Consider the following 1,436-nt stretch of genomic DNA (forward strand, 5'->3'; position numbering starts at 1 on the left):
ACTTCGAATCCCAAGGACCTTCCGCCACTTCGCGGCCGTGATCAGTGCCACGATCGGAAGCTTCCTTAACCAGCTACGGAGCGAGGCAGCCATGGAACAGATCCTCAGAGTTGGTGTTGATCTTTCGAAGCGTGTGATTCAGCTGCATGGAGTCGATGCACATGAGCGCGTCGTGCTGCGCAGATCGGTGTCCGTAGACAAGTTCCCCGAGCTCATGGTTCAACTGCCGGCCTGCCTGGTGGCAATGGAGGCCTGCAGTACGGCGCATTACTGGGCGCGCAAACTCGCTGTATTCGGCCACACGGTCCGGCTCATCGCGCCGCAGTTCGTCAGCCCATACCGTAAGAGTGGCACGACGGGGAAGAACGACGCGGCCGACGCCGAGGCGATCTGCGAGGCGGCCAGCCGACCGACCATGCGATTCGTCCCCGCAAAGAATGTGTACCAGCAAGGCATTATGACCCTGCATCGTATGCGTCAGGGCTGGATCGAGGAGCGGACGGCCTTGATCAACCGCCTGCGCGGATTGCTCGCGGAGTTCGGTGTGGCGCTGCCGCAGAGAACGACCGCCTTGCAGAGAATCCCGGAGCTTCTTGAAGATGCCAGCAACGAGATTCCCGGTGTTGCGCGATCCGCCTTGATGACTGGCTGGCAGCACCTGAGCGTGCTCAATGAGCGCGTCACCGAGATGGACCGGAATATCCGCTCGCATGCGAAGGCCGACGAGAGCGCCCGGCGGATCATGGAACTCCCTGGCGTCGGAGCCCTGACAGCCAGTGCACTCGTCGCTGCCGTCGGAGACGCTCGAGAATTCAAGAATTCCCGGCAGTTCGCCGCTTGGCTTGGTCTTACGCCAAGCCAGAATAGCTCCGGAGGCAAGGTCCAGCTCGGCCAGATCACCAAGCGCGGGGACGGCTATGTTCGGATGCTATTGATCATGGGCGCCCGAAGCGCCTTGTTGACCGCACCGCGGCGCGACGACCGCATCTCCCGCTGGCTACTCGAACTCGAGATGAAAGTAGGTTGGCGTAAAGCGCTCGTTGCGTTGGCCAACAAGCATGCACGAATCATATGGAACATGCTGACCAAAAAGGAGGCATTCGTGGCCAATCACATACCGCCAGGCTTCCAAGCGAAGGCGATGCAGACCATCGCCGCTGTCACATAGAAATTCTCGACCCCAGCGCAGACTGCACAAACGGAATCGACGACAGGTTGGACCGGCAGCAGGAAAACTCGATTCATTCCGAGGCACGCGAATGCGATGCCGTACTTCGGATGGAGACCTGCTGAGCGGTTGTGATTCGGGCCAGAGCACGATGCTCACAGGCCGGTTGTAGGCTAGCAGTCCATCCCGTAGTCGCCGTAGTGGAACGCTCCGTAAAGGGTCGCATAAGGTCAGGAAACCAGTTGCGCCGGAGGGAAGGTCCTTGTAG

1 protein-coding gene is annotated in these 1,436 nt (G+C 60.2%); it reads left to right on the plus strand.

The genetic code is table 11. The features are described from left to right. Positions 1–91: 91 nt before the first annotated feature. On the plus strand, positions 92–1,168 hold the full coding sequence (locus tag EJI01_RS28270) for an IS110 family transposase (RefSeq protein ID WP_126840401.1): 1,077 nt from the start codon (positions 92–94) through the stop codon (positions 1,166–1,168). Positions 1,169–1,436 lie beyond the last annotated feature (268 nt).

Origin of the sequence: Variovorax sp. MHTC-1, assembly GCF_003984645.1 — a bacterium.
GTDB lineage: Bacteria > Pseudomonadota > Gammaproteobacteria > Burkholderiales > Burkholderiaceae_C > Variovorax.

What these genes read in the sequence shown, in the direction of transcription:
- EJI01_RS28270 (WP_126840401.1), top strand. Translation starts at nt 92, where the DNA reads ATGGAACAGATCCTCAGAGTTGGTGTTGATCTTTCGAAGCGTGTGATT.